Genomic DNA, 22487 nt, shown 5'->3' with positions numbered 1-22487 from the left:
TTTACTGAATACTGCGACTGAAAACTATTTTACTGCATCTTTGATAAAAGTACCCCAAGTCAAGTTCATTTTTCCTGGTTTTTGCTTTTTTGCGGCAGCGATTGCCATTTTCGCAGCTTCTTCCACAACCCATTCAAAATTTTCAGCACCTACTGAAGTCAACTCGGCATCAGGAGCTGGATTTCCAAAGTCTATCGCATAAGGGATTCCATCTCTAACGGCAAATTCTACTGTATTAAAATCGTATCCCAAACCTTTACACAGCTTTAAAGTATAATCTTTTATGGTGGCCAATAATTTTTTATCTACCGGCGGACCATCAATTACATAACGCAAATGATGCGGATTTCTTGGTTCGTATTTCATAATCCTAACGGCTTTGCAACCCAAACAATATACTCTGAAGTACTCCGTAAAAACAATTTCCTCTTGTAACATCATTACCAACTGTCCAGTTTCCTGATGTTTTTCCCAAAACTCTTCAATGTTTTCCAAACGGTAAACGTTTTTCCATCCACCGCCAGCATACGGTTTCATGTAGGCAGGAAAGCCAATATATTCAAATATTCCTTCCCAATCCATTGGATATTTTAAGTTTCGGAATGATTTTCCGGTCGTATCCGTAGGATGTTCTGCCGAAGGGAGAATCACAGTGTTAGGGAGTGGAACTCCAAGTGTATCAGCCAATGCATTATTGAAAAATTTATCATCAGCGCTCCACCAGAAAGGGTTATTAATCACATTGGTTCCTGTCAAGGCAGCGTTTTTTAGATAGGCGCGATAAAAAGGGACATCTTGTGAAATACGGTCAATAATTACAGCATATTCTCCATCTTTATTCTGAACTACCTTATCTATAGCGACTGCTTCCGCAATGATTCCTTTTTCGTTTTTTGAATTGACACGATCAATAAATGCTTGTGGAAAAGTGTCTTCCATTCCAAATAAAATTCCAATTTTTTTCATCTTGATACGTTTATAAATTATTTAATTTTATTTTGTTTTTCTTCTGGGACTGGAATCTAAAAAAATCTGATTCTTGATAAATAGTGCGGAAACATTTCTTTCCAAACCGGCCAGTCATGTTTGCGTTCCTGACGAATATCAAGCCAATGATGGATGTTTCTGTCGCTTAAAACCTTACTTAATTTTAGATTGGCATCAAAACAAATATCCCAATTTGAAGTTCCAAGGACGATATCCATATTCCATAATTCTTGATCATTAAGGCCATATAGATAATCTTCGGGACTGTTATAAAATACGTCGTCATTATGAAAACCATCCAAAAAACTCTTGATATTGAAAGCGCCACTCATAGAAAATAGGTGACTCACGTAGCCGGGATGTCTAAATGCAAAATTTGCAGCATGATAACCACCAAAACTGCAACCTGCCATAGCTACTTTGCCTGAGGGCGTATTGTTTTTTACCCTCTCAACAATTTCGTGGCAAATCATTTTATCATATCTGACGTGATTTTCTATACGGTGAACTGGATGTATATTTTTATTGTAAAAACTGTCTTTGTCAATACTGTCTGGACAAAATATTTGGATTAAACCTTGTTCAAGGTACCATTTTGCGGATTCTATCAATCCCATATCTTTATTTTCATGGTAACTTCCCATAGAAGTTGGAAATAAGATTACAGGATATCCAGCATGTCCAAAAACCAACATTTCAATATCTCTATTTAAATTTGGGGAATGCCATTTGAAATATTCTTCCTTCATAAAATTACTTTTAACAATTATAATGAAAAAAATCATACAAATCGCAGATAAATACTAACTTAACTAATATTTATTATAAAAAAGATTAGAATTATTAAATTAGAAAGAAATAGTAATATTTAGATTAAGAAGCAGCAAATTTTTAAATTATAAACAATAAATGACGTTGTTTTAACATTGTGGAGTTTTGAATTCTAAACGCATTTAATTTCTAAATTACGGATAAGTATTCCCCAGAATAAATATTTGTAATAGATTCATCAATTTTTGATAAAACGAAATTTTGTGTTTTACAGCTTTTTTAAATCTCAAAAAGCTGTACTTGGCTTTTTAATCGTTCTACTAACATACTCATCATTCTTTTGTTGATATTTGAAGAGTTTTTTACATAAACATCATATTCATCAGCGGTGAATAATCCGATAATCATTCCCTTCAAAGCGTTTCTGAACTTGATGTCTTTTTGGATTGCTTTTTCTATAATTAATGACTTTTTATCAGTAGAATGACTGTAAAAATCGACTTTATTTTTACTGATATAATTAGTAAACGAAGCAACAAATAAATCATTTTGTAGCTTTAAAATAGGACGAAGCACTTCATTTTGAAATGATTCTTCCGAAGTAGATTGTGTGGTTACGGAACCAATTGTTTGTCCTCTAAATTCTTTTAAAAAAGTATCACGTGTGTTCATTTTTTTTTCTTTAAAATTAAAACAAAATGAAATAGGAATAGTAAATTTTACTTTAGTAATTAAAAACAATAAAATTTCACCGCGCAAAACATGTTGTTTGACAAATCTAATTTATCTTAATATCTTGATTTAAAAATACTTATGCAGGAAATTCATTCTCGGTGGCTGTTTCGAAAATTTCTAAGTCAAAATATCCCACTGAAGCAATGATATGATCAAATATATCCGACATGATGTACTCGTAATTTTCAAATCGTTTGTCATGGGAAAATGCGTAAACTTCAAGCGGAACACCATGCGACGTAGATTGTAATTGGCGGCAAAGCATAAGCATATCTTGATTTAATCCGGGATATTGGAAAAGATATTCAGTAATATATTTTCGAAACAATCCTAAATTAGTCAGATTTCGTCCATTTATAGCAATGGATTTATCAATTTTATTACTGGAATTATATTCGTCTATTTCTAATTTTCGGGTGTCAATATAATCCGAAATAAGATGAATTTTTTTTAAGTCATTCAATTCGGCTTCTTCTAAAAACCGAATACTGCTTGTTTTTATGAGAATGTGTCTTTTAATACGACGACCATCAGAATTGAGCATTCCACGCCAGTTTTGAAATGAATCAGAACTTAAACTATACGTAGGAATTGTGGTTGTGGTATTGTCAAAATTTCGAACTTTTACAGTCGCCAAATTGATTTCAATCACATCTCCATCAGCTCCAAATTTATCCATTGTAATCCAGTCGCCAATTCGAACCATGTCATTAATAGAAACCTGAACACTGGAAACAAAACCTAAAATAGTGTCCCTGAATATCAAGATTATCACCGCCGAAACCGCTCCTAAAATAGTTAAAAGCTCCTTTTTATCAATATCAAATAATTTTGAAATAATTAAGGTTATCCCAATAACCCAAAGCATTATCATTATTACCTGAATAAAACTGTCGATTGGTTTATCGCTATATCTCGGTTTTAGTTTTAAATAATCGCGTAAAGCATTGAATATCGTACGTATAATCCATAAAACCAGAATGATGATATAGATTCCAACCAATTTTCCAAAAAAGCCTTCCCAATATTCAAATCTATCTAAAATAATTGGAACTGATTTGTAAATAAACAAAAGCGGAATTAAGTGTGCAATATATTTAGCCGTTTTGTTGGTTACCAGCAAATCATCAAATTTGGTTTTGGTTTTTTGGGCAATAACGGCCATGATTGTAACTAGAACAAGTCTAAAAATCACGTATATGACATACGCCATTACGCACAAAACAATAATATTCAGCACTAAACTAAAATAGGAAGCTAAACTGCTTCCCAATCCCCATTTTCGAAATATAGGATATAGAAAAGTGAATATTTTTTCTATGTATTTATACATTTTTCAGGTATTTTCTTTCTATGTAAAAAGTACCAAATGGAGGAATTGACGCAATACAAATTATAAAATATTTTTTAAAATCCCACTTTTCTTTAAATTTTAAAATTGTTGCAAGGACAATGTATAAAGTAAATAATATTCCGTGCGCCATACCAATATGTTTAACATAAAAAGGGTCATTGTAAATATATTTCATTGGCATAGCAAAGAAAAACAATAGTAAAGCAGATATCCCCTCTATTATTGCAGTAATTTTAAAAATCTTAAGCATTTGAATTTATTTAGTTTTAATGTGCCAAAATTAAGTATTAAGTTTGATTTTTAACGCATTGATTCCTAAAGTAAATTACTTTTGTATCCTTAATCTTTGATAATGAGTAAACGCGATTTAAAAAAATACTTAGCCGAACTAAATAAGGAGCAACTCGAAGAACAAATTATCGAATTGTACGAGAAATTCAGTCCTGTAAAAGTCTATTATAATTTTGTTTTTAATCCAAAGGAAGAAACGCTTTTGCAGGAATGCAAACTCAAAATTTCCAATGAATATTATCCTTTCAAAAAGGCAGGAAGACGCAGCAAACCGAAAATGCGTCGTTCTGTTGCTCAAAAATATATCAAGCATTTCCTTGTTTTGGGAGTAGATCCCTTTGTAATTGCTGATGTCATGCTTTACAATATTGAAATTGCGCAAACATTCTCATCCGAACATGATATAAAACAAGATTTGTTTTTCAAAAGTATGTTCAATTCTTTTGAACAAGCAGTAATTTTCTTGATTGCAAACGGAATTCTGAATGATTTTAAACCAAGAATAACTGCGATTCATGACGAAACTATCAAACAAAAATGGTACAACGAACCTGAATTTAATGCTATTATAGAGCGATTTGAATATTAATCTCCTGCATAATTCAATTTTATTTAATCAATCCCTTTTTTTTTATTTAAAATTGACAATTAAACTGTTTTTTAGGCGTATTTTTGCAAAAATCCAACAATAAGCAATGTCCCAAAACACTTTAGAAATAGAAATCGAAGACAAAAAAGAACTTTATGCGTACCAAAAAGGCGATATTGATGCCATTTTTGAACGCATTGATAATGCACCACCACAGCATCATTTGTTATACCAACTGCCTACAGGCGGAGGAAAAACAGTAGTTTTTTCTGAAATCGTACGACGTTATTTGTCTCAACACGATAAAAAAGTAGTTGTTTTAACACACAGAATTGAGTTGTGTAAACAAACTTCAAAAATGTTGAAAGGTTTTGATGTGAAAAACAAAATCATCAACAGTAAAGTAAAAGAACTTCCGGACCAAAACGATTATTCTTGTTTTGTGGCCATGGTCGAGACCTTGAAAAACCGTATCAATGATGAAAAATTACATTTGGATAATGTAGGACTGGTAATCATCGATGAGGCACATTACAATTCATTTCGAAAATTATTGAGCTCTTTCAAAAATGCCTTTATATTAGGAGTAACAGCTACACCTTTAAGTTCAAATATAAAATTGCCAATGCATGAAAGCTACGATGAGTTAATCGTAGGAGACACCATTAGTTCGTTGATTGCAAATGGATTTTTAGCAAAAGCGGTTACCTATAGTTATGATGTGGGTTTAACTTCCCTTAAAGTAGGTATCAACGGAGATTACACTGTAAAATCATCGGATGATTTATATACAAATATGGCCATGCAGGAAAAATTATTGCATGCTTATACGGAAAAATCTTTGGGCAAGAAAACCTTAATTTTCAATAATGGTATCAATACGTCTTTATATGTATATGAAACATTTAGAGAAGCCGGTTATGCTATTCGCCACTTAGATAATACCAGCAATAACGAGGAAAGAAAAGATATTTTGCATTGGTTCAAGCACACGCCGGATGCTATTTTGACTTCAGTTGGAATTCTTACCACCGGATTTGATGAGCCAACCGTAGAAACAATTATTTTAAATAGAGCAACAAAATCACTGACATTATACTATCAAATGATTGGTCGTGGTTCTCGAAAATTACCTAATAAAGATACATTTAACGTTATCGATTTAGGAAATAATGCAGCACGATTTGGATTGTGGAGCGAGCCTGTAAACTGGCAACACATCTTTAAATCACCCGAATTTTATCTTGAAAATTTACGTGATGATACAGAAATCGAATTGTATTTTAAATATAGTATGCCGCCGGATATTCGTGCAAAATTCAGTAAAACCGAAGTTGTAACTTTTGATGTCGATGAAGAGCATAAACTCATTATCAAACAAAATTTGCGTTCTAAAGAAGTCTTAGAAAAATCATTGGAGCAACACGCTGCCATGTGTGTAGACAATTCGGATACATTACAAGAAGCAAAAGCATTAGGGAAATTGCTGGATGATGATATCGATTGTCGCATCAAGCGTTATTCAAAATGTTTGAGTCAGTGCAGTAAAAATTACCGCGAATGGCTTGTTGACGATTACAAACTGAAACTGGTATTGTTAACAGGTAAAAAATATCGTGAGAAAATCATGAACGAACCGGACGAAGATTAATATTTCTTTTTCAAGGAGCTAATCCTGCTATTCGTTGTAATCTTTTCCTTTTTAAAGAAAAAAGGAAAAGGATTTCCACTGCTATCAGGGCTAAAAATTACGTTTACAAAACAACAATTTTATAAAATATAAAATCCAAAAATATGCCAAAACAATTCTCTGATTTAGGAATTTCAGCACCAATAATAAAAGCGATTACCGAATTGAAAATTGTTGTACCAACAGAAATTCAACAAAAAGCAATTCCGTTACTTTTATCAAACACTACGGATTTGGTTGGTCTTGCTAAAACTGGTACAGGAAAAACAGCAGCTTTTGGATTGCCTATTTTACAATTAATTGATACTAATTTACCAGTGATACAAGCTGTTATTTTAGTTCCAACTCGGGAATTAGGACATCAGATTTTTTCTAATTTAGAAAGTTTCGCAAAATATTTACCTGAAGTTTCTATTGCGGCAACTTGTGGAGGAATTCCTATAAAACCACAAATAGAACGACTTTCATTGCCAACACATATTGTTGTGGCAACTCCGGGAAGATTGATTGATTTGATTCAGCGTAAAGCCATCAACTTAAAAGAAACCAAATTCCTTGTGCTCGATGAAGCCGATGAAATGGTTACAATTTTGAAAGAAAGTTTAGATGAAATCATCGCTGAGTTACCTGTGGCGCATAAGACTTTTTTATTCTCGGCAACCATGCCAGGAACTATAAAACAATTGATTCAGAACTATTTGAACAAAAATGTGGTGCAAGTTAGTGCCAACATGGAAACAATAGGAAATCAAGGAATTGACCATGAATATATTGTAGTTGATCCTATTGAAAAACTGGATGTTTTAATGCATTTCTTGAATTCTAAAGAAGAAGAACGCGGAATTATCTTTTGTAAAACGAAAGCAGCTGTCAATAAATTAGCCAAAAACTTAGCCATAAACCGCTTTTCATCAGGCGCATTACACGGTAGTTTATCGCAAGGAATAAGAGACAGAATCATGGAGCAATTCCGTGAAGGACATATCAATATATTAGTGGCGACAGATTTAGCCGCAAGAGGAATTGACGTAAAGGAAATTTCTTATGTGGTGAATTATCATTTGCCAGATGTTTATGAAGCATACGTACATCGTAGTGGTAGAACGGCAAGAGCAGGAGCAAAGGGACTTTCGTTAACGGTTTTACAACCGGAAGAAGTAGCTGAGATTGCTGATTTCGAAAAAGAATTAGGGATTAAATTTACTCAGTTCAAAAAACCAACAGTTGCCAGCATTGAAGAAAACAACACATTATTATGGGCGAAGCAAATTTTCAAGACAAAACCCAATCATGATGTTGCTCCAGAATTAAAAGAAAAAATAAAAACGGTTTTTCATCATTTAACTAAAGATGAGTTAATTGAAAAATTATTGGCTAATTATATATTGCAAAATAAAAATGAACCAACAGAAAAACCGGTTAAAATACAAAAAATGAAGTAAAATTTATAAGTTTTTTAATACTTGTATATTTAATCACATCCATAAATAGCTTATATTTATGGATGTTTTTTTTTGATTGAATATTAAATAATACTTTATGGAAATTGTAATAATAGGTGGAGGATTTGCAGGAATTAATCTTGCTAAAGAACTGGTAAATGAAAAAGGTATCAACGTAACGCTCGTTGATAAAAACAATTATAATTTCTTTGCCCCACTTATATATCAGGTTGCAACGGCTTTTTTAGAACCGTCCAGTATCAGTTATCCATTTCGAAAATTTTTCTCCGGGAAAAAAAATCTGCAATTCCGTTTGGGAAATTTATTAAAAGTAAATCCTTCCGAAAATAAAATCACGCTCAACAATGGAGAATTAACATACGATTACCTAGTTTTTGCCACTGGTGCCGAAACAAGTTATTTTGGCATGGAAAACGTAAAGAAAAATGCTATTCCAATGAAAACGCTGAATGATGCCATCGTGATGCGTAATACCTTGTTGAAAAATTTGGAAAAAGCAGCCATTTGCAAAGACATTCGCGAACGCCGAAAATTATTAACTATTGTTGTGGCTGGCGGCGGTCCAACAGGAGTGGAAGTTTCCGGAATGTTTGCTGAAATGCGTAAAAGCATTTTGCTGAAAGAATATCCGGAATTAAGTACTACGGCAAGCAATATTTATCTGGTTGATGGCGCAAATGCCTTACTATCACCTATGAGTAAAGCGTCGCAGGAAGACACACTGGAAGCATTGACAAAATTAGGCGTAGTCGTAAAATTAAACACTACTGTAGTAGATTATATTGATGACACCGTGTATTTTGGAAATGGTGAAACCATTCAAACCAAGAATTTAATTTGGGCCGCGGGAGTTTCTGCAAAAATATTCGAAGGAATTCCGGCTGAGAGTTATGGACGTGGAAAAAGAATGGCTACTGATGCCTTCAACAAAGTGAATGGTACTGAAAATATCTATGCGATAGGCGATACTTGCATTCAACTTACTGATGCCGATTTTCCTAATGGTCATCCGCAAGTGGCTCAGGTTGCGATTCAGCAAGGGATAAATTTGGCAAATAACTTTAAACGAATGCTACAAAAAAAGGCTTTGAAACCCTTTATATATAATGATAAAGGATCTATGGCTATTATTGGAAAAAATAAGGCTGTGGTTGATTTACCAAAACCAAAAATGCATTTTAAAGGATTTTTTGCCTGGATAATATGGCTATTTATTCACCTTATTTCTCTGATTACTTATCGCAACAGAGTAAAAACATTCTTTAACTGGATGATTGCTTATTTTGCAAAAGATCAATCACTGCGAATGATTATCAGACCCGATAAAAAAATAAAGACAGAAGTAAAATAGCACTGAATCGATTCTATATTTAATGAACTATTACAATTTCTTCATCACTTGAAGTTGTAATAGTTTTTTTTATGTTTCGTTTTCCGAAAATTAAAATAATCAGTGCCAATATTGTAGAAACCGTCATAATCCAAACCATTGGTAACATAGAATTTTTAACAAAAACACCGACTGCAAAAGACGCTAAAGCACCTAAACCTAACTGAATCGCACCCATCAATGCGGAAGCACTTCCGGCATTTCTTGAGAAAGGAGCAAGGGTAAGTCCTGCAGTATTGGGATTTGATATACCCAAACACGCCAGAAATAAAAACAACATTGCAATAGTTTCATATAAACCTAAAAGCTCATTCATTGCCAAAATCAGAAATAAAACGCTAATTACTGCCTGTGAAATCAATGCGCCAAGAATCATCTGTTCACTGTTGAATTTTCTTAATAACAATGAATTTAATTGGCTGGCACTAATAAAACTTAATGACATAAAGGCAAATATCCAGCCATATGTTTTTGCATCCACTTCAAAAATATCCATAAATAAAATAGGAGAAGCCGCAACATAAGTAAACAATCCTGAGAAAGCAATCGCACCAGCAAAAGCATACGTATAAAATTGAGGTTCTTTCAGAATACTGATGAAGTTGCTGATAATAGGTTTTGGTTTTAAAGAAATAGAAGTATCAGGCAAATAACTGTTTGGTAAAACGATTTGGGCTGCTATAAGAATTACAATTCCCATGCACATCAATATAAAAAATACGATATGCCAGCCATAATCTTCGGTAACGTAACCACCAATAGTCGGCGCCAGCATTGGCGAAAGCCCGACAACTAACATTAATAAAGAAAATACTTTTGGAATATCTTTCACTGGAAACAAATCCCGAACCATAGAAACAGAAGCTACTGTAGCAGCACAACTACCAACAGCTTGAATAAATCGTAATCCAATAAAAGTATCAATATCAGTTACAAAAACGCAACCTAATGATGCTAATATGTAAACTAACAATCCTATAAATAAAGGTTTTTTTCGACCAAAACGGTCTAATAAAGGTCCGTAAAGCAATTGTCCTGCGGAAATTCCAATGAAATAACTTGATAAAGTCATGGAAACATTAGCAACGGAGGTATTTAAATCTTTTGCAATCCCAGCAAAACCCGGTAAATACATGTCTATTGAAAAAGGACCTAAAGCTGTTAATGAGCCTAAAATCAGGATCAATTTGATATATCTTGTTTTTGTCATTTCGGAATCGCTCATGAAAATTGGGATTTTTTAATTTTTTGCAAAGGTAAATAATTAACATCCGAATCGAGACACTTTCCTGCTTTATATAACAAATTGAAATCAATCAATCTTTTAAAAAAAACAGCAATTTAAATATTGATTAAATAAGATTCCTTATAAATTTTTTGATATACATCCTTGCTGAACATAAAGAGTTGGGATGGTCTTTTTGAAACACCTACTTGCTTTTCATCCAAGGCAATAATATACTTTTTCGTCAGCAGTTTTCTTCTGAAATTTCGATTATCCATTTCATTTCCCAGTATAGATTCATACGTATCCTGCAATTCATTGAAAGTGAATTTATCAGGCAAAAGTTCAAAAATAATAGGTTTATATAGTGCTTTTTCTTTTAAATCAGCATAGGCTTCATTGATAATATCTTTGTGATCAAATCCTAATTCCGGTAAATTATTGACAGGAAACCACTGTGCTTCATGTTTGTTATTTTCTAAATTCACTTCTTGAGTTTTCAATAAAAAATAATACGCAATTGTTATGGTACGTTGGTTGAAATTTTCAATTTTGGCCCAAATAATATCTTTTTCATTCATCAAACGATTTGGATCTCCAAAAACTTTAAATTGTTTTTTATAAACATTATCAAGTCCTGTTAACTCCTTCAAAACTCTGGATGCAGTTTCATCTATGGTTTCCTGCTCAAATGTATGGTAGCCCGTAAGAACATAATCGTTAACCAACGGCTCGTGATTTTCCTTAGATTCTAAATAGCGTTTTATCAATAATACATTAAGTGATTTGGTAGTGCCGTCAAAACCAAAAACGACACAGTCTACAGATATATTTGGAATTATTTTAGACATAATTAAGAATGAGAATATAAATATTTTTTGAAAGAGGCAATGTTACGCAGCATCTTTTCCTACTACAAAACTAATGATTTATTTATAATTAAATATTTTCTAAAACACGAATTAATTATGTAATTAAACGTCACTATTACGTTATATGTATTTTGTAACAAATTAATTCAAATTTATTAAAAAAGTACATTATTACGCTAATACTTGCCATATATAGATAATTTTTAAGTTTTTTTTATTGCTAATTAAAAAAAAATAATACATTTGAAAAATAATAATCAAAATGACGCTTAATATTAAAAAGCTTTTATAATATTGTAAAACCAAATTTTTGACCTGATATAGATTCAAGTATTTGATATATTAAGAGCATAAAAAAATAAAATTTAAGTATATAATAGTTACCGTTCATAAAATTTAAAACCACCAAAAACTTATTTGAGCCATTTTTTAAAATAAAACTTCTATGCAAAAAGCACTTTTTATATTCTTATTTTCAATACTGTTCATGCCAATTTATTCACAGGTGGTTATAACTAATTCGAATTTTTCATTAGGAACAACGGGTCGAATCGGGGTTGGGCTTTCGCCAAATGGTGAAGGAAACATGTGGAAACCTTTGAATCTTTCCGGTCAAGGATCATTAGGCGGACGTTTAGAACAAACGGACTATATCGATATATTACCTGCAATACACTTTTCTCCAAAAATTGACGGTAAAGACAGCACAAATGTAACGTTCCAAATGCGTTTAGGAATGTATTCTGCCAATGGTCAGTTTGTGGGAAATGTAAGCTCTCGTTCCAATAATGGGTTGACTTTTATTCTTCCCGAAGCTTATATTGAAGCCAGAAATATCATGGGAAGTAAATGGTCTGCGTGGGCAGGATCCCGTTTTCGTCGCTATGATGACATTCACATCAGCGATTATTTTTATTTTGATGATCACTCTGCGCAAGGTTTTGGCGTAAGCCATAAAAATACGGAACTGACGATGTTGATGCCCGCTTCTGCTGATTCAACAAATGTGTATCCTTATAATTATGAAGTAACCGTTGCCGGCGCAACAAATCCTGCTATTCGCCAACGCATGGTTTGGATTGGCGAACACAGTATTCACTTAAAAAATGATAATGTAATTAAACTTTTGGGGGAGTTTCATTATGTTGCTGCCAACTCAAAAAATGCTTCTAAAAACTATCCGTCGGATAATGGCTGGGTCGCTGGAATTAAATACAATAATCCATTCAAAACTGCTTTACCGGGTTCGTTCAATCAGCTTTCGGTGCGATATGGTTCCGGTATTGCAAATGGGGGCGATAACGGAAACACTTTTACTTGGGCAACTTACGGAGCGCCAGATTCTGACGGGAAATATAGCAATGCGTATTCCTTTACCATGGTGGAACATTTTCTGTTAAACCTCTCGCAAAAACTCAGTATCAACGGGTATGGCGTTTTCACAAAAAGCAAAGGTGGTTCTGCCAGTACAAATACGGACGAGTATTTCAACGGAAATCAATTGTATAATCAAAAAACGGATTTCGTAGTTGGTTTCAGAAGCTTCTTTTATGTAGCGAAGTGGTTGCACTTGATTGAAGAAGTGCATTATGCCATACGAAAAGATGGTGATAATCCAGAAGCCAATATGTGGAAATTTTCTTTTGTTCCTACCATTGTGCCCTTAGGAAAAAAAGACCCTTGGAGCCGTCCACACATCAGACTTATAGCCACGTTAGCACACTACAACGATTACGCCAGCAATAATAACTATTCGCCTTTTTTACAAGTGAACCAAAAACGTTGGGGCTCTTTTATTGGAGTAAAAACGGAATGGTGGTTATTTTAAGAAATAAATTTAAAATTATATAGATATGCCAATTTTTGGAACAACAATTTTATCATTTATCCCCGGATGGACTGCTGAAGGAGGCCGTTTTGCAATAGAAAAGACCGCTGAATATGGTTTTGATATGCTTGAAATTATCCTACCAAGTTCATTAGATTTCGATGCTAAAACAACAAAAAAACTACTTGACGAAAATCATATTTCCGGTCTTTGTACATTGAATTTACCCGCAAACTGTCACATTCCTTTATATCCGGAGCAAGCTACATTGCTTATTAAATCAGCTCTCGATAAAGTAGCTGAAATGGACGGTGATTTTTTAGGAGGAGTTTTGCATTCCGCCATTGGAACATTCACTGGAAATCCTTGTACAAAAGAGGAAAGGATAATCATTCAGCAAGTATTTACGGAAGTTGCTGATTATGCCAACAAAAGGAATATCATAATTGCTCCCGAACCTATCAATCGGTATGAAAGCTATGTTTTTACAGCTGCTGATGAAGTTTTGAATATGATTGAGTCCATTGGTACCAATAATATTGGATTGCACCTAGATACTTTTCACATGAATATTGAAGAACGAAATTTCTACGATCCCATTATTCGTGTAGGAAACAGATTAAAACATATACATATAACGGAAAGTGATCGCGGCATGACTGGAGAAGGAAACGTTCATTGGGATGATTTTTTCAAAGCTTTGGCAGCCATTAACTATCAGGGTCCGCTGGTTTTGGAGAATTTTTCTTCACAAATCACAGAATTAGTTGGTCCAACTTCCTTGTGGAGACCTTCTAAATACAACTCGGAAGATCTCGCCAAAGGTAGTCTTGCTTTTATGAAGAAAATGGTCGACAAATGGTATGCCAATCAACTATAAATAAACCTAAAAAAAAGTAATTGTTCAATGCTTTTTTACAATAAAAATCAAAAAAATGAAAAAGAAATTAAACGGTGTTTGTTTTGGAGAAATCCTTTTTGATGTATTTCTCGAGCACAAAAAAATTGGTGGAGCTCCGCTAAATGTGGCTTCAAGGTTAAGTTCGCTAGGAGGGGAGGTTTCCGTTATAAGTGGAGTAGGGAACGATTTAAACGGAAAAGAATTAATAGAGTATTTGAATGTTTCAGGAATTAACACTGATGCTGTTCAAGTAAAGGATAATTATGCAACGGGTTTAGTGAACGTAATTTTGAATGAAAAAGGAAATGCATCGTATGATATCAATTATCCTTCGGCGTGGGATAAAATTGAAACTTCAAATGAGAATATTTCAATCGTAAAAAATGCAGATTTTTTTGTTTATGGAAGTTTGTCTTCAAGAGATTCAGTTTCCAGAAATACATTGGAACAACTTTTAGCTGTAGCCAAATATAAAATATTTGATGTGAATTTAAGAGTGCCGCATTACACCAAGAAAAATATTTTGGATTTATTACAAGAAGCTGATTTTATAAAGTTTAACGATGATGAGTTAAATGAAATTTGCGAAGATTTAAATTCAAATAAAAGGTCATTGGAGCAAAATATCAAATTCATTGCAAAGGAAACCAACACTGATACTGTTTGTGTTACTCTTGGATCTCATGGCGCAGTTTTATATTGTAATGATACTTTTTATCATAATTGTGGTTTCAAAGTAAATGTAGTTGATACTGTGGGTTCAGGAGATTCATTTTTAGCTTCATTAATTATAATGTTGTTGAATGGAGAAGACCCACAATACGCTATTAATTTTGCCAGTGCAGTTGGTGCAATTGTCGCCCAAAATGAAGGAGCAAACCCAGTTATTTCCCAATCTGAAATAGAAGACTTTTTATCTGGATTTGATAAAATAGAAACTAAAACTAAAGAAATTTCGACTATTCATAACTAACCAATTAAACCAACCCAACAATGAATCAATTCAAAAAAATCCCTGTAGTCAGTAAGGAATTCGCTTTTCAATTTATCATTATAACAATATTATTTGCGCTCTGGGGAATTGCCAATGATTTGACCACTCCGATGGTATCTACTTTCAAAAAAGTGATGCCGGAACTTTCGAATACACAAGCGTCATTAGTACAATTTGCTTTTTATTTTGGCTATTTCTTCATGGCATTACCGGCTGCATTATTCATTAGAAAATACAGTTATAAATCGGGAATAATTTTGGGTCTTATTTTATATGCAACAGGTGCTTTTTTATTTTATCCGGCGGCACATTACCAAAGTTATACATTTTTCCTTGTTTCATTGTGGGTGATTACTTGTGGATTAGCGTTTCTGGAAACTACTTCAAACCCTTTGATTTTATTCCTTGGAAATAAAGAAACTGCAACACAACGTTTGAATTTAGCGCAGGCATTTAACCCAATTGGAGCGATAACTGGATTAGTGATGGCGCAGTTTTTAGTGATTAAAGAAATAAAATCAGATGACTATACACAAGAAGCGTATAAAGCTTTAACTTCAAGTGAGTTGGCCAGTATTCGTGAAAATGATTTAGATATTATAAGTATCCCGTACATTGGATTAGGAATTTTTGTCTTAGTAATTTTAATCATTATTATTTTAACAAAAATGCCTAAAACTGCACAAGAAGATAAAATGTCAGTATCTGAATCATTTAAAAAGTTATTTGCCAATAAAAATTACAAACACGGCGTAATTGCGCAAGCTTTTTATGTTGGTGCGCAAATTATGTGTTGGACCTTTATTTTTCAATATGTAGACAACATCAACAAAACATTCGGATTAGAATTAACAGCCACATATTATAACATAGCGGCCATGATTTTATTTTTATTAGGCCGATGGATTGGAACTGGTTTAATGAAAACCATAAATCCTTCAAAAATATTAATGGTTTTTGGTATTGGAGGAGTAATTTGTTCAGCCGGAGCGATTGTATTACAAGGAATGCCAGGACTAATTTCGCTAGTTTGTATTTCTATTTTCATGTCGATTATGTTTCCTACAATTTATGGAATAGCATTAAAAGATATGGGAGACGAAGCAAAAATTGGCTCTGCAGGTTTAGTTATGGCGATTGTTGGTGGCGCTTTGATGCCGGTTTTACAAGGAAGTATTTTGGATTTAGGTGGTTCTGGTTTTGCTGATATCAAATTATTTGGTTTTATCCCAGAAGTTAATTTTTCTTTTATTTTAACTTTAATCTGTTTGGCTGTAGTAGCGTATTATGGATATAGTACGTTGAAAGCCTCTAAGAAAATTATAGTTACAGTTTAAATTTAAAAAGACACGAATAATGTATTCTCATTGTTCGTGTCTTTTTTGTTTTAAATAGATGCTTAATAGATACTTCACAGATAAGAGTTTATTGAAAGTACATTATAAAGTTATAATATTGCAATGTATTTAAATGAACTATAATTTATATTATGTAAAATAGACTTTGTAAAAACCAATATATTAACCATAAAAAAACAGCATCTACTATTGTCGATGCTGTATATAAAATTATAAAAATCTATCTACTTACTTTACTGAAAATGGTATCGTCCAATTATCCCAATTTAACGAAACCGTATTTTTTTCGATAACGTAAACTAATTTTTCAGCTTTTGCTTTAGCAACTTTTTGCTTAACCGTAACTCTTAATTGATCTTCTTTTTCTTTGTATTTATAAGCGCCCCATTGTTTCGCTTCTTTATTGAAAATGATTACACATTCTTTTTCATTTGGAATAACAAAAAAAGAATATTTACCAGCTGGTAATTTTGAACCTTCAATAGTTACTTCTTTATCAGTTTCAAAAGTTGTTGCGTCATTCGCTCCAGCACGCCAAACTTGATTAAATGGCACTAATTTTCCCCAAATCTCTCTGCCTTTTACAGAAGGACTTCCATAATTAATGGTGATTGTGGCTCCATTAATTTTTCCGGTTACAACTTCCTTTGTTGATGTGGGTTTGTCCTGCGCATTAACAAAATTTACAATCAATAATGCGATAAGAGAAAAATGTATTTTTCTAAGTAATTTCATAATTTAAATGTATTAGTTAAGCTATAAAAGTAAAAAAAGTTGCTATTATTCGTCATATTACCCATTTAATTTATGAAAAAATTAAGTAATGTATAATTTAACTGTTTTGCCTCAATATTGGTAGTGTTATAATTTTTAAATTTGTTATTTTTACAGAAATATAGATTATTTATTTGCCAAACTATGAATACAATTGCTGAGCACATTGCTGATTTTTTAAAGGAATATCCACCATTTAATCACTTGACATTTGAAGAGTTATCTGAAATTGCAATCAGCATTCGCGTTGTAAATTTGGAAAAACATAAAATATTATTTCAAATAAATGATCTTTTGCACGATAGTTTTTATGTAGTAGCTTCTGGAGTGATCAATTTATCTGTTATAGCTGATGCTGAGGAAACTTTATTAAACAAATGTAACGAAGGAGATATTTTTGGTTTACGCCCGTTTTTTGCCAAAAATAATTACATGATGACCGCTAAAGCTAGAGAAGAAAGCATTGTTTACGCTATTCCCATAGCTACTTTTCGACCTTTTGTAGCCAATAATTCTGAAGTTCTAAATTTCTTATTAGAAAGCTTTGCCGTAAACACTCGCAATCCTAAAGATAAAGAAAATTTAATAGGAAAATTGATTTCTGATAATGTGTTCTATTCGGATCAGCAATCGGAAATGCAATATTTTCAATCTCTATCCTATAATACTTCCCCTTTAAAAACAACAGTTACAGCAATTGCAAAGGATGTTGCGCAATTAATGACCGAATCATTAAAAAATAATATCGTAGTATGTGATAATAATATTCCTCTGGGTATTATTACCGATACGGATATGCGTTCTAAAATTGCCACTGGCAGATATCCAGTAACTATTTCAGTGGATAAAATTATGTCATCACCAGTTATCACAGTAGTTGAAAATGTTTCTCTTGCGGAAGCTCAATTATTGATGTTAAAGCACAATGTGACGCATTTGTGTGTGACTCAGGATGGAACTGATAAATCTGATGTGAAAGGAATTATATCAGAACACGATTTAATAGTGGCTCAAGCCAATAATCCGGGGGTTTTAATCAAAGAAATAAAACGTTGCCAATCACCAAAAGAACTTAAACAAATTCGGGAACGCCTCACCGATTTGATTCAGACTTCAATTTCTAAAAATATTCCGCTTTCACACATTTTTAATATTGCCAGCGAAATTAATTTGGCTATCATTAAACGCTCCGTTGAATTATCTATTTTGGATTTAGGCTCTCCTCCTGCCCGTTTTGCGTGGTTAAGTATAGGGAGTCAAGGAAGAAAAGAACAGTTATTGTTGACGGATCAGGACAGCATCTTAATTTTTGAAGATGTTGCAGCTGAAAAATATCGTGAAGTGAAAGATTATTTCCTTAGACTTGGAAAAAGAACAACCGCTACACTAGAAAAAATCGGTTATGAATTATGTCCAAACGGACATATGGGAAGCAATATGCTTTGGTGTAAATCACTGACTGATTGGACAAAACAATATGACAGTTGGATGAACACTCCAGGTGAAAATAGTAATGATTTAAGCAGTATTTTCTTTGATTACGAAATTACTTTTGGCGAACAAAAGATTGAAGATGCAATTGGAAATGTTGTTTTTAAAAATGCCAAAAACAATACACTCTTCTTTGATTTCTTGGGTAACGATGCCTTGAGAAAAAATTCACCATTGACTTTTTTCAAAAATTTCATTGTGGAAGAAGAAGGTCCTAACAAAGATAAATTTGATATTAAAACTCGCGCTTTGATGCCTTTGATTGATGGCGCGCGTTTATTTATTTTAAATTTTGATATCCGAGGAATCAACAACACTTTTCAAAGGTTCAAGCAGTTAGCCATCACAGACCCGAAACATGCAGAAATTTATCTTAATTGTGGTGAAGCATTTTTGATTTTATCCAAATTTAGAACGCTCGAAGGTTTAAAGAATGATAACTCTGGGCAATTTATAAATTTGAATGAACTTTCAAAAATTGATAAAGAAAAATTAAAAAATGCTCTAGCTCCTATGAGAGAGTTAGAGGAATTAATTAAAAGTAAATTTCAACTTACTCAATTTTCATAATTATGTTAGACTGGCTTAAAAATATTAACAAAGAATATCCTGAATTTTGGAAAACCTATGTTTCTAAATTTGATAAGAAATCCACTCGATTTGTTGTTTTATCCACTGAAACTTCTGGATTAAATCCGAATAAGGATGTTATTTTGTCTATTGGGTCATTTGCGGTTACGAATGATAGTATTGCTATTGGTGATAGTTTTGAAGCAGTTTTATTGCAATATAAATTCTTTCATGATAACGGACTTTCTAATGAATTTTTAGTAGAAAGTAAAATGAAAAAATTGGGTGAGACTGATGCTATAAAATCCTTTATTGAATTTATTGGAAATTCTATTTTAGTGGGACACCATATTGATTTTGATGTGGAAATGATAAATGCAGCGTTAGAAAGATTAGATTGCGGCCGCTTGAAAAATGAAGCTCTAGATGTTGATGTTATGCACCGAAAACTGAATGATATTAATGACAAGCAATTTTCCTTGGATGAACTATGCACCGCTTACAATATTCCAAAAAGTGACCGAAATTCATCTGCTGAAGATGCCTATAAAACGGCTTTATTATTTTTGAAATTGAAATCCAGACTAGGTATAAAGTGATATTTTCTTTAATCCGTCAGAGTTATTCCTTTCCAAAATCTTCCGTGATGAGTTATGGAAACTGGTTTTTTTATTTTTGAAGCGGAATCAATTATAAAAGGTATTCCGTTTATTTTAAAGATTTCTATAGCCAAAGTAATACTTTCAATTTTATCGAAATGTTTTTTTTCTGCCACGGCAATCGTGTAAATTGAATCGTTTTCGATTTTACTGTGGGTAAAATATGATTTTCCTTTAATGGAAACAGTTCCCAAAGTTGTATTTTCGTAAAAACATTCCAGTTGTAAAGGAAAATAACCTCGAATGCCAGTTTCTCGATTGTAGATTTTATAAGCCGCCTCTTTTCTGGACCATAAATTCCAAACCATGATTTCTGGGTTAACATCATTCAAAATAATTTGTTGCTCGTTTTCAGTAAATATTTTATCTAAAAATCGGTTTCGTTGCCAGTTACTTTCTTTTTTGGCTAAAGCCAAATCTACTATGTCGTTTCCAATCATTTTTTTACTAACTTTTTACTGCTAATTCATGAATTTTTTTCTGATAATTTATTCTCAATAATTTCCATTGCTGCTTTTACATTAACCATGCGTTCCATAGCCTCATTATCAATTACAATGTCATATTTCTCCTCAATATCTAAAATCACATCAACTAAATTAGCAGAATTTATCTTTAAATCATTGATGAAGTCAGTATCTTCTGTAAGCACATCAAAAGCTTCTTGATTTTGAATATACGGCTTTACTATGTTCTTTAATTCTTCAATTGTTTGTTCTTTATTCATAATTTTTTACTTTTTGTTAATGTTTTCAATTCTAAATTACCGACGGATTTGTGACTAAATATATTTCTTAAAAATTACGCATCCATTTACATCTCCAAAACCAAAACTGGCCTTTGCAATTATATTTAATTCCTTTTCAATCAGTTGTTGTGGTATTCTCGATTCATCAATTATTGCTGTAATTTCAGTATGTAAATCGGTACAATTGATATTCGGAAAAACAAATCCATGATGCAATTGCAATACCGAAGCCACACTTTCTATACTTCCCGCACCTGACAAACAATGGCCTACCATTGATTTCAAAGAGTTTATGTATGGGAAACCTTTTCCATTTCGTCCTAAAGCTTCGCTCCAATTCTGAATTTCCAAACTGTCTTTGGAAGTGGCTGTCAAATGTCCGTTGATTGCATCGATATCATTGGCAGTAATTCCTGCATTTGCCAAAGCATTTTGAATGCATTTCTGCACAGCAATAGGATTTGGCGCAGTCATCGTTCCTAAACCACGTTGCCCACCAGAATTTACATTTCCACCTAAAACTTCAGCATAGATTTTAGCACCTCGATTCAATGCACTTTCTAAATCTTCTAAAACCAAAGCTCCTGCTCCACTTCCAGGAACAAATCCTGAAGCATTTGCAGACATTGGCCTTGAGCCCTGTTCAGGATTTTCATTATGTTTAAAAGTACAGACTTTCATAGCATCAAAGCCACCCCAAATATAAGGACCGGAATCGCTTGTGCTTCCTGCTAAAATGCGTTTGGCCTGACCAGATTTTATACGTTCATACGCCATCAAAATACTCTCCGTTCCTGTTGTACAGGCCGACGAATTAGTGGAGACTTGATTTCCCAATCCTAATTTTCCGCCCAGATAAGCACTCACGCCACTATTCATCGTTTGAGCTACGGCGGTACTTCCCAGTCTTCGCGTTTGAAAATCATCAATTTTGTAAATACTTTCGCGAAATTTATCAATTCCAGAAGTTCCTGTACCAAAAATAGTTCCGCTATCCCAATCCGGTTCTTCATTATTTTCCAAGGAAAAACCAGCATCTTTCCATGCATCAATTCCGGCAATTACTCCATATAAAATCCCCGTAGAGTTGAAGTTTCGCAACTCTAGTTCGGAGAAATATTTTAAAGCTAATTCAGTAGAAATTTCTGGCTTTCCTGCTATTTGACAAGAAAATTGCAATCGTTCCAATTCTGGATCATGCTTTATTCCTGAAAGTCCATTTTTGATGGCATGAGTAAACGCATCAAGCCCCACTGCATTTGGAGCAACAACACCAAGACCCGTTACAACTACTCTTTTTTCCATACAAAAAATTAATTTTAAACCATTAAGGCATTAAGAATATTAAGTTATTTAACTCCTTGAAACTATCATTCCGGCAATTAATCCTGTACAAACCTCTTCTCCTTTTTCGTTTTTCATAATGACTTTACATTTTAATTTTCCGAATCTAAAGTATACTTTTTTTGAAATTACGGTCACTTTTTCTTTAGGAAAAACAGGTTTTAAAAACTCTATTTCTGTTGATGTTAAGGCGATTGATGTATTTTTATTAAATGTATCATTTAATAAAAAAATCCCTAAACAAACCAATCCAATTTGCGCCATAGTTTCTGTTAAAATCACTCCTGGAGTTACTGGATAATCTTTAAAATGTCCTTTGTAAAAATCAAGATTTTCATCAAAAGTACAGGTTCCTTCTACCCCATTTTCATCGATTTGGACGATTTCATCCACAAACAAAAATGGCTTAGAGTATGGTAATCTTGATATAATTTCTTGGTTAGTCATATTTTT

22 protein-coding genes are annotated in these 22487 nt (G+C 32.9%); 10 read left to right on the top strand and 12 right to left on the bottom strand.

All coding sequences use genetic code 11. The annotated features are described in order from the left end of the window. Nucleotides 1–24: 24 nt before the first annotated feature. The 5 genes from IWX80_RS15270 to IWX80_RS15250 form a co-directional block, all read right to left on the bottom strand. Nucleotides 25–966 carry an ATP-grasp domain-containing protein gene (locus IWX80_RS15270; RefSeq protein WP_196854186.1) on the bottom strand — a complete coding sequence of 314 codons (942 nt, stop codon included), beginning with the start codon at nt 964–966 and terminating at the stop codon, nt 25–27. A gap of 56 nt (nt 967–1022) precedes the next feature. After that, nucleotides 1023–1736 (bottom strand): esterase family protein, encoded by a 714-nt coding sequence (locus IWX80_RS15265; RefSeq protein ID WP_196854185.1) that lies wholly within the window; start codon nt 1734–1736, stop codon nt 1023–1025. A 301-nt stretch (nt 1737–2037) separates the two neighbouring features. Next, on the bottom strand, nt 2038–2430 hold the full coding sequence (locus IWX80_RS15260; protein WP_196854184.1) for a glyoxalase: 393 nt from the start codon (nt 2428–2430) through the stop codon (nt 2038–2040). Between the two features lie 139 nt (nt 2431–2569). Then, the gene (locus IWX80_RS15255; protein ID WP_196854183.1) at nt 2570–3826 is read right to left on the bottom strand and encodes a mechanosensitive ion channel family protein; all 1257 of its coding nucleotides are present in this window, start codon (nt 3824–3826) and stop codon (nt 2570–2572) included. Then, nucleotides 3819–4097 carry a DUF3817 domain-containing protein gene (locus IWX80_RS15250; RefSeq protein WP_091169746.1) on the bottom strand — a complete coding sequence of 93 codons (279 nt, stop codon included), beginning with the start codon at nt 4095–4097 and terminating at the stop codon, nt 3819–3821. Before IWX80_RS15250 ends, IWX80_RS15255 begins: the two co-directional genes overlap by 8 nt. A gap of 102 nt (nt 4098–4199) precedes the next feature. Here IWX80_RS15250 and IWX80_RS15245 point away from each other — a divergent pair, with 102 nt between their 5' ends. The 4 genes from IWX80_RS15245 to IWX80_RS15230 all read left to right on the top strand — a co-directional run bounded on the left by IWX80_RS15245 (nt 4200) and on the right by IWX80_RS15230 (nt 9231). Next, nucleotides 4200–4727 (top strand): DUF6155 family protein, encoded by a 528-nt coding sequence (locus IWX80_RS15245; RefSeq protein WP_196854182.1) that lies wholly within the window; start codon nt 4200–4202, stop codon nt 4725–4727. 106 nt (nt 4728–4833) lie between these two features. Beyond that, nucleotides 4834–6378: a DEAD/DEAH box helicase gene (locus IWX80_RS15240; RefSeq protein ID WP_196854181.1), complete on the top strand. Its 1545-nt coding sequence runs from the start codon at nt 4834–4836 to the stop codon at nt 6376–6378. Nucleotides 6379–6521: 143 nt separating this feature from the next. Continuing rightward, a complete protein-coding gene (locus IWX80_RS15235) occupies nt 6522–7859 on the top strand; it encodes a DEAD/DEAH box helicase (RefSeq protein ID WP_196854180.1) in 1338 nt (445 codons plus the stop codon). 97 nt (nt 7860–7956) lie between these two features. Next, on the top strand, nt 7957–9231 hold the full coding sequence (locus tag IWX80_RS15230) for an NAD(P)/FAD-dependent oxidoreductase (protein WP_196854179.1): 1275 nt from the start codon (nt 7957–7959) through the stop codon (nt 9229–9231). A gap of 19 nt (nt 9232–9250) precedes the next feature. On the opposite strand, the gene IWX80_RS15225 is transcribed toward IWX80_RS15230, so the two are convergent. Next, nucleotides 9251–10480, bottom strand: a complete 1230-nt coding sequence (locus tag IWX80_RS15225) for a multidrug effflux MFS transporter (protein ID WP_196854238.1) — start codon at nt 10478–10480, stop codon at nt 9251–9253. 131 nt (nt 10481–10611) lie between these two features. Next, nucleotides 10612–11346 (bottom strand): NUDIX hydrolase, encoded by a 735-nt coding sequence (locus tag IWX80_RS15220; RefSeq protein WP_334682372.1) that lies wholly within the window; start codon nt 11344–11346, stop codon nt 10612–10614. 466 nt (nt 11347–11812) lie between these two features. Between IWX80_RS15220 and IWX80_RS15215 the strand changes: the two genes are divergently transcribed. From IWX80_RS15215 to fucP, 4 genes are read left to right on the top strand one after another with little or no spacing between them, the layout of a single operon-like run. Further along, a complete protein-coding gene (locus IWX80_RS15215) occupies nt 11813–13195 on the top strand; it encodes a carbohydrate porin (protein ID WP_196854178.1) in 1383 nt (460 codons plus the stop codon). Nucleotides 13196–13220: 25 nt separating this feature from the next. Continuing rightward, complete coding sequence (locus IWX80_RS15210; RefSeq protein ID WP_196854177.1) at nt 13221–14075, top strand: sugar phosphate isomerase/epimerase family protein; 855 nt, start codon at nt 13221–13223, stop codon at nt 14073–14075. 55 nt (nt 14076–14130) lie between these two features. Next, nucleotides 14131–15069, top strand: coding sequence for a carbohydrate kinase family protein (locus IWX80_RS15205; protein ID WP_196854176.1), 939 nt, complete (start codon nt 14131–14133; stop codon nt 15067–15069). A 20-nt stretch (nt 15070–15089) separates the two neighbouring features. Next, complete coding sequence (gene fucP / locus IWX80_RS15200) at nt 15090–16427, top strand: L-fucose:H+ symporter permease (RefSeq protein WP_196854175.1); 1338 nt, start codon at nt 15090–15092, stop codon at nt 16425–16427. A 249-nt stretch (nt 16428–16676) separates the two neighbouring features. On the opposite strand, the gene IWX80_RS15195 is transcribed toward fucP, so the two are convergent. Then, the gene (locus IWX80_RS15195; protein ID WP_196854174.1) at nt 16677–17183 is read right to left on the bottom strand and encodes a DUF2911 domain-containing protein; all 507 of its coding nucleotides are present in this window, start codon (nt 17181–17183) and stop codon (nt 16677–16679) included. A 183-nt stretch (nt 17184–17366) separates the two neighbouring features. On the opposite strand from IWX80_RS15195, the gene IWX80_RS15190 reads away from it, so the two are divergent. Together IWX80_RS15190 and IWX80_RS15185 are read left to right on the top strand one after the other, a co-directional pair. Then, the gene (locus IWX80_RS15190; protein ID WP_196854173.1) at nt 17367–19283 is read left to right on the top strand and encodes a DUF294 nucleotidyltransferase-like domain-containing protein; all 1917 of its coding nucleotides are present in this window, start codon (nt 17367–17369) and stop codon (nt 19281–19283) included. Between the two features lie 2 nt (nt 19284–19285). Then, nucleotides 19286–19882: a 3'-5' exonuclease gene (locus IWX80_RS15185; RefSeq protein ID WP_196854172.1), complete on the top strand. Its 597-nt coding sequence runs from the start codon at nt 19286–19288 to the stop codon at nt 19880–19882. An 8-nt stretch (nt 19883–19890) separates the two neighbouring features. Here the strand turns inward: IWX80_RS15185 and IWX80_RS15180 are convergent, their stop codons facing one another. Genes IWX80_RS15180 through IWX80_RS15165 form a run of 4 tightly spaced genes read right to left on the bottom strand, consistent with a single transcriptional unit; the run spans nt 19891 to nt 22481 of the window. Continuing rightward, entirely contained in the window at nt 19891–20382 is a 492-nt protein-coding gene (locus IWX80_RS15180) for a 4'-phosphopantetheinyl transferase family protein (RefSeq protein ID WP_196854171.1), read from the bottom strand. A 26-nt stretch (nt 20383–20408) separates the two neighbouring features. Then, nucleotides 20409–20669: an acyl carrier protein gene (locus tag IWX80_RS15175; RefSeq protein ID WP_196854170.1), complete on the bottom strand. Its 261-nt coding sequence runs from the start codon at nt 20667–20669 to the stop codon at nt 20409–20411. Between the two features lie 54 nt (nt 20670–20723). Then, the gene (locus IWX80_RS15170; protein WP_196854169.1) at nt 20724–21995 is read right to left on the bottom strand and encodes a beta-ketoacyl-[acyl-carrier-protein] synthase family protein; all 1272 of its coding nucleotides are present in this window, start codon (nt 21993–21995) and stop codon (nt 20724–20726) included. A 48-nt stretch (nt 21996–22043) separates the two neighbouring features. Then, nucleotides 22044–22481, bottom strand: coding sequence for a 3-hydroxyacyl-ACP dehydratase FabZ family protein (locus IWX80_RS15165; RefSeq protein WP_196854168.1), 438 nt, complete (start codon nt 22479–22481; stop codon nt 22044–22046). Nucleotides 22482–22487: the final 6 nt, after the last annotated feature.

The organism is Flavobacterium sp. CAN_S2 (assembly GCF_015752255.1).
GTDB lineage: Bacteria > Bacteroidota > Bacteroidia > Flavobacteriales > Flavobacteriaceae > Flavobacterium.
Note: the sequence above shows the minus strand (reverse complement) of the source record. Positions and strands in the feature narration are given on the sequence as shown.

Excerpts from the sequence above, each read along its gene's own strand:
- IWX80_RS15190 (WP_196854173.1), top strand. The coding sequence starts at position 17,367 with ATGAATACAATTGCTGAGCACATTGCTGATTTTTTAAAGGAATATCCA.
- IWX80_RS15195 (WP_196854174.1), bottom strand. The coding sequence starts at position 17,183 with ATGAAATTACTTAGAAAAATACATTTTTCTCTTATCGCATTATTGATT.
- IWX80_RS15270 (WP_196854186.1), bottom strand. The coding sequence starts at position 966 with ATGAAAAAAATTGGAATTTTATTTGGAATGGAAGACACTTTTCCACAA.
- IWX80_RS15185 (WP_196854172.1), top strand. The coding sequence starts at position 19,286 with ATGTTAGACTGGCTTAAAAATATTAACAAAGAATATCCTGAATTTTGG.
- IWX80_RS15245 (WP_196854182.1), top strand. The coding sequence starts at position 4,200 with ATGAGTAAACGCGATTTAAAAAAATACTTAGCCGAACTAAATAAGGAG.
- IWX80_RS15230 (WP_196854179.1), top strand. The coding sequence starts at position 7,957 with ATGGAAATTGTAATAATAGGTGGAGGATTTGCAGGAATTAATCTTGCT.
- IWX80_RS15180 (WP_196854171.1), bottom strand. The coding sequence starts at position 20,382 with ATGATTGGAAACGACATAGTAGATTTGGCTTTAGCCAAAAAAGAAAGT.
- IWX80_RS15175 (WP_196854170.1), bottom strand. The coding sequence starts at position 20,669 with ATGAATAAAGAACAAACAATTGAAGAATTAAAGAACATAGTAAAGCCG.
- IWX80_RS15170 (WP_196854169.1), bottom strand. The coding sequence starts at position 21,995 with ATGGAAAAAAGAGTAGTTGTAACGGGTCTTGGTGTTGTTGCTCCAAAT.
- IWX80_RS15165 (WP_196854168.1), bottom strand. The coding sequence starts at position 22,481 with ATGACTAACCAAGAAATTATATCAAGATTACCATACTCTAAGCCATTT.
- IWX80_RS15265 (WP_196854185.1), bottom strand. The coding sequence starts at position 1,736 with ATGAAGGAAGAATATTTCAAATGGCATTCCCCAAATTTAAATAGAGAT.
- IWX80_RS15215 (WP_196854178.1), top strand. The coding sequence starts at position 11,813 with ATGCAAAAAGCACTTTTTATATTCTTATTTTCAATACTGTTCATGCCA.
- IWX80_RS15205 (WP_196854176.1), top strand. The coding sequence starts at position 14,131 with ATGAAAAAGAAATTAAACGGTGTTTGTTTTGGAGAAATCCTTTTTGAT.
- IWX80_RS15260 (WP_196854184.1), bottom strand. The coding sequence starts at position 2,430 with ATGAACACACGTGATACTTTTTTAAAAGAATTTAGAGGACAAACAATT.
- IWX80_RS15220 (WP_334682372.1), bottom strand. The coding sequence starts at position 11,346 with ATGTCTAAAATAATTCCAAATATATCTGTAGACTGTGTCGTTTTTGGT.
- IWX80_RS15225 (WP_196854238.1), bottom strand. The coding sequence starts at position 10,480 with ATGACAAAAACAAGATATATCAAATTGATCCTGATTTTAGGCTCATTA.
- IWX80_RS15250 (WP_091169746.1), bottom strand. The coding sequence starts at position 4,097 with ATGCTTAAGATTTTTAAAATTACTGCAATAATAGAGGGGATATCTGCT.
- IWX80_RS15235 (WP_196854180.1), top strand. The coding sequence starts at position 6,522 with ATGCCAAAACAATTCTCTGATTTAGGAATTTCAGCACCAATAATAAAA.
- IWX80_RS15210 (WP_196854177.1), top strand. The coding sequence starts at position 13,221 with ATGCCAATTTTTGGAACAACAATTTTATCATTTATCCCCGGATGGACT.
- IWX80_RS15240 (WP_196854181.1), top strand. The coding sequence starts at position 4,834 with ATGTCCCAAAACACTTTAGAAATAGAAATCGAAGACAAAAAAGAACTT.
- IWX80_RS15255 (WP_196854183.1), bottom strand. The coding sequence starts at position 3,826 with ATGTATAAATACATAGAAAAAATATTCACTTTTCTATATCCTATATTT.
- fucP (WP_196854175.1), top strand. The coding sequence starts at position 15,090 with ATGAATCAATTCAAAAAAATCCCTGTAGTCAGTAAGGAATTCGCTTTT.